Source organism: Chryseosolibacter indicum, from assembly GCF_018598585.1.
Classification (GTDB): domain Bacteria; phylum Bacteroidota; class Bacteroidia; order Cytophagales; family Cyclobacteriaceae; genus Chryseosolibacter; species Chryseosolibacter indicus.
In genome coordinates this window covers 1-7,665 of sequence record NZ_JAHESD010000042.1, presented here as the reverse complement: position 1 = coordinate 7,665, position 7,665 = coordinate 1, and the positions used below count along the sequence as shown (strand labels likewise).

The window sequence follows — 7,665 nt, the reverse complement described above, 5'->3', positions numbered from 1 at the left end:
CTCGAAGGTGAATGCATCAAGCTTTAGGTATTGGGCATTGGGCATCAGGGAATAGGCATTAGTCATTAGGCATTGGTAAAAACAATGAGGGGACTCGAAGATGAATGCATCAGCTTAGGCAGTAGGTATTGGGGCATTGGGAATTAGGAAATCGAAAGTTTAATAAACCATAAACCAAAACCGATGAAACCGATGAGACAAAACACCATAAGGTTTTTTCGCCTCCTGGGCCGGCTGGGCCCCGTACCATGATCTCACGCTGGACCTTATCCGCACATAACCATGCCAGACCGAAGATAAGCTCAGGCGTGATCACATAGTACTCGAAGATGAATGCAGCTTTAGGCAGTAGGCATTAGGCATTGGTCATTAGGCATTGGGAAATCGAAAGTTTAATAAACCTTAAACTAAAACCTATGAGACAATACACTATAAAGTCTTTTCGCCTCCTGGGCCGGCTGGGCCCCGTACCATGATCTCACGCTGGACCTTATCCGCACATGCCCGTGCCAGGCCGAAGATAAGCTCAGGCGTAATCACATGGTACTCGAAGATGAATGCATCAGGCTTTAGGTATTGGGCATTGGTCAATGGGCATTAGGAAATCGAATGATTAGCAATCATAAACTAAAACCTATGAGACAATACACTATAAACTTTTTTGGCCTCCTGGGCCGGCTGGGCCTTTAAGCAGTCATTAGGCATCAGTCATTAGGCATCAGCCATTAGGCATCAGTCATTGGGCAGCTTAGGCATCGGTCATCAGTCATTAGGCATTGGGCGTTGGGTGCGGGCATTAGAAAATGTAATTGTAACAAACCACATAAACTAAAAAAAACCTATGAAACAAAAACTACTCATTCCGTTAATGATTGTTCTTAACCTCACTTCGTTCGCGCAGTCGCGGAGGGTGCAGGGGAAAGTGATCTCGGCTGCGGATCAACAACCTCTCCCTGGCGTGAACGTGATCGTCAAAGGCACAACGCACGGCATATCTACCGATGCCGAAGGAAACTTCGCCGTGCAGGCCAGTGAAAATGATGTGCTCGTTTTCTCCTTCATCGGGTACACCACGGCTGAAGTCGCCGTAGGGGGCGAGACGGTAATTAATGTTTCCCTGGTGGAAGACATTACCACACTAAGTGAAGTGATGGTCTACTCCACAGGCTATGAACAACTGCCCAAAGAACGGGTCACGGGTTCATTTGCGATGGCAGACCATGAACTCGTAAACAGGAAGGTAAGTACCAACGTTCTCGACAGGCTGGAGGATGTAACGAGTGGCCTGATCTTCAACCGCGGAGGATCGGCCTCCGACCCCATCAGCATTCGCGGAAGAAGCACCTTGTTTGCCAATGCCAACCCGCTCGTCGTCATTGACAACTTCCCCTATGACGGTGACCTCTCCAACATCAACCCCAATGATGTTGAAAGCATCACTGTTCTTAAAGACGCGGCTGCAGCTTCCATCTGGGGTGCACGGGCGGGAAACGGTGTGATCGTGATCACCACCAGGAGAGGATCAGAGCGGAACGCATCACGCATCTCCTTTAACTCGAACATCACGATTGGTGAAAAGCCAGACCCTTTCTATGTGCCCATCATGAGCACGGCAGACTACATCGCTACGGAAAGGCAATTGTTTGAAAACGGTTACTACACTTCCATCGAAAACCAACTGACGCATCGTGCGCTTACGCCTGTCGTAGAACTGCTGATCGCGAATCGCGATGGACTGCTCTCGTCGGAAGAGCTGGAAACAAAGCTTGCTGCCCTACGAAACAAAGATGTACGGAACGACTATAGTAAATACCTCTATCAAAAGAGCGTTAATCAACAGTACGCCCTCAGCCTCAGTGGCGGATCGAAGCCGCATCAGTACTATGTATCCGTAGGTTATGACAAGAACGATGCAACCCTGGTTGGCAATGCGAAGGATCGCCTTACGCTGAACGCAAGAAACAACTGGTCGTTGCTGAAAGACAAGGTCTCGGTCTCGGGCGACTTGTACTATACGTGCAGCACGCATCAAAACAATGGCATCGACCCGTCTACACTCCGGATGACTACCTTTGATCGTCTCTATCCGTACGCCAGCTTTGCCGATGACAACGGTAACCCGCTCAGTATTACTCAGGACTACCGTGAAGGCTTCAAACGCGAGGCCGAAGCGAAAGGACTACTGGATTGGTCCTATCGTCCCTTGCAGGAGCTTCATGAAGTGGACAAGACGACGAAGGCAACAGACTATCGCGTCAACGCCAGTGTAAGCTACCAGTTTATTCCCGGGCTGTCGGCCAACGTGCTCTACCAGTTCTGGAATTCGGATACGCAAGGAAGAAATCACTATTCCGAGAAAAGTTACTTCGCCCGCAACCTTGTCAACCAATACACACAGGTCAGCACAACCGGGCAACGTACGTTGCCGATCCCCGAGGGAGGCATACTGGATATAAACAACCAGTCCGCATTCAGTAATAACCTGAGGGCACAACTCAACTTCAACAAAGCGTTTGGCAAACACCAGGTGAATGCCATCGCCGGATATGAAGTGAAGGAAGTAAGAACCAACGGAACGCAGTATCGCTACTACGGATACAATGACGCGCTGGCCAACAGTTCTGCCGTAGACTATGCCACGCAATTTCAGCAGTACTATTACGCCTTTACGCAAGCCCGTATTCCATCTGTGGATGGACAAACGGACCTTACGGACCGGTTCCTGTCCTACTATGGTAATGCAGCCTATACGTACAATCAACGATACACCCTATCGGTAAGTGCACGAAAAGATCAATCCAACCTGTTTGGTGTAGAAGCGAACCAAAAGGGAGTACCCCTTTGGTCTACCGGTTTCTCCTGGAATATCAGCGAGGAGCCCTTTTACAACGTATCATTCCTGCCACACCTGAAATTCCGCGCTACCTATGGCTACAACGGAAACATTGACAAGACCGTAACGGCTTACACCACGGCTCAGACCTTTGGAACTAATTCCATCACCGGTTTGCCGTATGCACGCATCCTGAACCCGCCTAACCCTTCCTTACAATGGGAACGCATCCGGATTGTAAACCTCGGCCTTGACTTCGAAATCATCCGCAACATTGCCAGCGGAAGCATTGAGTATTACCGGAAGAATGGTGAAGACCTGATCGGCTTTGCTCCCGTGGCACCTTCTACAGGACTAAACCGATACAAGGGGAATACAGCCAGCACAAAGGGACATGGAGTTGACATTGTTCTGAATACCACGAATGTCAACCGGGCAGTTAAATGGCAAACCAATTTTCTCTTTAGTACCTCGCAGTTAACAGTAACGCATTACAAGGACGAAGCCACGAGCTGGTATTTACTGAACTATGGTGACACCGGTGGCTACCTGCGCGAGGGCAATACACCCTTCGGACTTTACAGCTATGCATGGGCGGGACTTGACCCGGCAACGGGCGATCCGCAAGGATATTGGGAAGGCGCCGTGAGTAAGGATTATTTAGAGATCACGCAAAACACAAAACCGGAAGACCTTGTTTATCATGGACCCGCGCGACCTACAACTTTCGGTTCCATTCGAAATACCTTTTCATGGCATAACCTGTCGTTGTCATTTAACATCAGCTATCGCCTGGGCTACTACTTCAGGAGAAACTCCATTTCCTATGGCAACAACCTGGGTCTTGGCGGACATGGTGATTATTATGAACGCTGGAAAAATCGCGGCGATGAAAAACACACCCAGATCCCTTCGATACCAGCAAGCTATGATGCCAATCAAGGCCCCTTCTATGCATTCAGTGAAGTTCTCGTGGAGAAGGGCGATCACATTCGCTTCCAGGATATTCAATTCAGCTACACCCTCGCCAAATCATCAACGCCAGGGATGCCGTTCCAACGGGCCCAGGTCTATATGTATGTAAACAACCTGGGCATATTGTGGAAGGCCTCTGACAAGGTTCCTGACCCGGACTACAGGCAATATGGAGCTTTAAAGACATACGCTCTCGGATTGAAAGTTGACTTCTAACCAAATGCTATTTTATGAAACGAGTTATCATACTATTCACTTTCCTGCTTTGTATTTCTTCCTGCAGTGATGACTTTCTTGAAAAGAAATCCGACAAGTCGATCATTGTACCTACAACGTACAACGATTTGCAATCCCTTCTCGACAACAATGTGGATGTGTTCAACATGGACCCCGGCCTTGGCTTTATCGGTTCCGATGATTACACCATCGAAGAAATGTATTGGCAATACCTGAACACGCCCACCGAGCGAAACGCTTACATCTGGAATACGGAAATCTATGAAGGCGAAACAGGCTACGACTGGAATGCAGCCTACAAACAAGTGTTCTATTCGAATGTGATCCTGGAACAGTTGGATAGACTTGATCCTTCCGAAGCAGAAATCAATACCTGGAATACGTTAAGGGGAAGTGCCCTGTTTTTCCGATCGATGGCATTCTTCAACTTACTTCAGCTCTTCGCCTCACCCTACCACGCAAATGACCTGGAAGGCAAGCCGGGAATTCCTATTCGCCTGACAGCAGACATCAATGCACCGATTACCAGGGCATCCCTGAGAGAAAGCTACGATCAGGTGATTGCTGACCTGGAAGAAGCGCTTGCATTATTACCCGTTCACGCTGCATACAAGACGAGGCCATCCAAAACTGCTGCCTATGGTTTATTGGCGCGAATATACCTGGTGATGCGTGACTATGAGAAAGCGAAGGTTTTTTCTGATTCGTGCCTTGTGCACAGCAGCGCGTTGATGGACTACAACCAGCTTGACCCAGCGAAAGCCCGTCCCATAGCGCAGTTCAATGAAGAAGTCATTTTTCATAGTACGCAAACCAGTTACGGTATCCGTGTAGATGCCTACGTGAACGTGGATCTCTATGCATCGTATGATAACAATGATTTGCGAAAGGTGATTTTTGTGCGAAATGTTGGGGGTAAACCGGTCTTCCGCGGATGGTACACCGGGTCAACACGCCTGTTCAGTGGTATTGCCACGGACGAAATTTACCTTACCCGTGCCGAATGTTTTGCGCGGCTCGGTGATAAAGACAAGGCCCTTGCGGATCTTAACCTGCTCTTACAAAACCGCTGCGCAAACGGTACCTTTGTGCCCCGGGCAGCGAGCACTGCCGAAGAAGCGCTGGCTATTGTTCTCGCGGAGAGACGAAAAGAATTGCTATTCAGAAATACGCGGTGGTCGGATCTGAGAAGATTGAACGCTGAGGTAAATTTTGCAACCCCATTAACGCGAACACTGAATGGAGCGGTGTACACGTTACCACCCAATGATGGACGTTTTGTTTATCCGATTCCACCGGATGAAATCCTCATCAGCGGAATCCCTCAAAACGCACGCTAGACTGATGGATGTTACGAAAGACATTCTGATCGTTGATGACGACGCCATCAACCAGTTCTTATGTGAGCGGCTGATGCGTTCCATGGGATTCGCCGGAAAGATCTACCAGGCTTTCAATGGCAGCGAAGCATTGAGTATGCTGAAGAACTACTGCAATGGCATCATCGAAAAGCTGGATGTGATTCTGCTCGATCTACATATGCCGGTGATGGATGGCTTCCAGTTCCTGGAAGCTTTTCACGCACTCGACTGCCAAGCGAAAAGCAACATCGCTATTGCGTTTGTAAGTTCATCGGATGATCCCGGAGATGTGAAACGGGCACGATTGCTTGGGGTGAATCGGTTTTATAACAAACCACTTTTACCGGAATATGTAAAGGCAATTCTTCAACACAATTCAAAGACCCCTCTCTGACGAGAGGGGCTTTTTGAAAAATTAAGGAATGTATTTACCACTGGTCTCCGTTCCGGAGATTGGCTGACCAGTCATCGGGTCGTTGTTTTGCAACTGCGCGGTACAAATACCCGAGGCACTGCTGCAACTATAATCCTCCGATACGGCTTCCCAATGGCTGAATGTTCCATCAGGCAATGTAACACGACCAAACAACTGAACCGGAGGCTCTGGCGTGTTGAACGCAAAAGCACTTATGGCACCCACGATCAGTGCCACAAGCATGAGATTCAATTTAATCTTTCTCATTGTTGTGAAGCTTTTTTGACACTCAAAAAGCAAGAAAACGTCTTTGAACTTTTGCCTACTCTGTCCCAGGTTTTCGGCATCTCCTGATTTATCGCGATAAAATATTGTTGGGCTTGTGTAAGATGAACCCGGCAAGTGCGAGAAGAGAAAACACAATATTGAACAAGAGGTGTTGTGTCCATGTCATCTGCTCAAACACGCCTCCGCATGAACAGGGGAGCGTCTCAAAAAACAGGAGCATCCCACCGATGTAAACGGTGAAGGTCAACATGAGCACTGCTGACAAAAGCAATCCGGTTCTCCGCCAGGCCGGCACGATCAAAAGTATTACAGCACACAACTCAACCACCGGAATGAGCCAGGCAAGGACACCCGATAACGCACCCAGCAAAGGTGAATTTCTCAACTGTTTTGTGAATAGCGGATAGTCGATCATTTTGCTAAGCGTCGTATACGAAAACAACGCGGTCAGTAACATGGCGATAACCGTAAGGGTAATGTTATTTGTTTTCTTCATCGCTCAACCTTGCATTTGATGATGGGATAAATGTAGTGTCGCGTTCTTATGCGAAGGGGAGCATTTGTTATGGGAAAAGTAAAATCTGTAAAAACATACACGCAAGGCAATTATGCAAAACGTATTTTATCTTATGCAGGTCAGCTATTTGGTTCCTCTGCAGCCGAATTGCGTTTCAGGGTGCCTGGCGGGTAGCCGAAGTGCTTCCGGAATGCCGTGGTAAAATTGGAGATATTCCGGTAACCTGCTTTCATGGCGATCACCTTGAGCGGAAGATCAGTTTTTGTGATCATGGTTTTCGCCTGAACCAGGCGCTGCTCATGTACAAACGCAATAACTGATTTTCCAAATGCCTTCCGGAAACCTGTCTTCAATTTAAATTCATTGATACCCGTGCGCAGTGAGATCTCCCTGAGGCTTCCCGGGTTATCCAGGTTTTCCAGGAGGTATTCCTTCACGCTATTTAATGCCCTCATGTCTGATACAGAGATTTCATTGGTGCCCTCCTTCTCCATCGCTATATTCTCTAACGATAAACGAAGCAGATCGACCACCCGCGACCTGATGTACAACTTCCGCATTTTTCCAGGGTAGCGAAAATGAACCAATTCGCTCACCACATCCATGATCTGCGGGGTGGCCATGTGGTGGCTGCCTGTGATCGATGAAGGTCGTCCCTCCAGTACGGCGCTTACAAAATTGCGAAAGAGTGGCGCATCGTCTTTACTCAGCTTTCTGAAGTATTCAGGTTTAAACTCAATGCCAAAGGATTCGTACGCTCCTTTCTTCAGCTTCAGCTCGCAATGAGGCTCGGGCAGGAAGGTGACGTTGTACTCGTTTCTTCGTGCCACACCTGCGTTCAAACCTTTGATGAGGTACGGCATGTTTCGTTTGAGCGTAAAAGAAAGTCCTACCGAAGAGCTCGGCGGCATTCGTTGAATTGTGAGTGTGGTATCTGACTGAATTAAGAAATCAATATGCCAGACACAGTAGTCCTCATCCTGGATTTCGCTCAGCAGGATTTCACCATGCGGACCAGTTGCCCGCCATCGCTGCGCAC

6 protein-coding genes are annotated in these 7,665 nt (G+C 48.3%); 3 read left to right on the top strand and 3 right to left on the bottom strand.

What is annotated here, in order from left to right; all coding sequences use genetic code 11:
- The first annotated feature begins 841 nt into the window (after positions 1-841).
- Genes KK060_RS16470 through KK060_RS16460 form a run of 3 tightly spaced genes read left to right on the top strand, consistent with a single transcriptional unit; the run spans position 842 to position 5,800 of the window.
- Positions 842-4,024, top strand: coding sequence for a SusC/RagA family TonB-linked outer membrane protein (locus KK060_RS16470; RefSeq protein WP_254154867.1), 3,183 nt, complete (start codon positions 842-844; stop codon positions 4,022-4,024).
- A gap of 14 nt (positions 4,025-4,038) precedes the next feature.
- Positions 4,039-5,385 carry a RagB/SusD family nutrient uptake outer membrane protein gene (locus KK060_RS16465; RefSeq protein ID WP_254154866.1) on the top strand — a complete coding sequence of 449 codons (1,347 nt, stop codon included), beginning with the start codon at positions 4,039-4,041 and terminating at the stop codon, positions 5,383-5,385.
- A gap of 4 nt (positions 5,386-5,389) precedes the next feature.
- Entirely contained in the window at positions 5,390-5,800 is a 411-nt protein-coding gene (locus KK060_RS16460) for a response regulator (protein ID WP_254154865.1), read from the top strand.
- 21 nt (positions 5,801-5,821) lie between these two features.
- On the opposite strand, the gene KK060_RS16455 is transcribed toward KK060_RS16460, so the two are convergent.
- The 3 genes from KK060_RS16455 to KK060_RS16445 form a co-directional block, all read right to left on the bottom strand.
- The gene (locus KK060_RS16455; RefSeq protein ID WP_254154864.1) at positions 5,822-6,088 is read right to left on the bottom strand and encodes a hypothetical protein; all 267 of its coding nucleotides are present in this window, start codon (positions 6,086-6,088) and stop codon (positions 5,822-5,824) included.
- 88 nt (positions 6,089-6,176) lie between these two features.
- The gene (locus KK060_RS16450) at positions 6,177-6,605 is read right to left on the bottom strand and encodes a MauE/DoxX family redox-associated membrane protein (RefSeq protein WP_254154863.1); all 429 of its coding nucleotides are present in this window, start codon (positions 6,603-6,605) and stop codon (positions 6,177-6,179) included.
- Positions 6,606-6,745: 140 nt separating this feature from the next.
- The gene (locus tag KK060_RS16445) at positions 6,746-7,570 is read right to left on the bottom strand and encodes a helix-turn-helix domain-containing protein (protein ID WP_496196143.1); all 825 of its coding nucleotides are present in this window, start codon (positions 7,568-7,570) and stop codon (positions 6,746-6,748) included.
- Between the last annotated feature and the right edge of the window lie 95 nt (positions 7,571-7,665).

What these genes read in the sequence shown, in the direction of transcription:
- KK060_RS16455 (WP_254154864.1), bottom strand. Translation starts at nt 6,088, where the DNA reads ATGAGAAAGATTAAATTGAATCTCATGCTTGTGGCACTGATCGTGGGT.
- KK060_RS16450 (WP_254154863.1), bottom strand. Translation starts at nt 6,605, where the DNA reads ATGAAGAAAACAAATAACATTACCCTTACGGTTATCGCCATGTTACTG.
- KK060_RS16465 (WP_254154866.1), top strand. Translation starts at nt 4,039, where the DNA reads ATGAAACGAGTTATCATACTATTCACTTTCCTGCTTTGTATTTCTTCC.
- KK060_RS16470 (WP_254154867.1), top strand. Translation starts at nt 842, where the DNA reads ATGAAACAAAAACTACTCATTCCGTTAATGATTGTTCTTAACCTCACT.
- KK060_RS16460 (WP_254154865.1), top strand. Translation starts at nt 5,390, where the DNA reads ATGGATGTTACGAAAGACATTCTGATCGTTGATGACGACGCCATCAAC.